Consider the following 237-nt stretch of genomic DNA (forward strand, 5'->3'; position numbering starts at 1 on the left):
CGTGGTAACGTGCCAAAACGAGAGATCTCAAATCAAAAACAAGGCCCAAGCACTGAATATGCTGAAAGCCAAATTGTATCAACGTGAAATTGAACAGCAACAAGCGGAGTTGGATGAAATCCGTGGTGAGCAAAAGGAAATTGGCTGGGGAAGCCAAATTCGTTCTTATGTTTTCCACACGTATTCCATGGTTAAAGATCACCGTACCAGTGCGGAGACCGGAAACTTGGGAGCAGT

The 237-nt window shown here is 45.1% G+C and carries 1 protein-coding gene; it reads left to right on the forward strand.

Annotated features, from left to right (window positions below):
* Positions 1-237 (forward strand): peptide chain release factor-like protein (locus tag ACYP5M_RS26730; protein WP_459735751.1); only part of this gene is annotated, 237 nt, incomplete at both ends.

The organism is Peribacillus sp. N1, assembly GCF_054600815.1.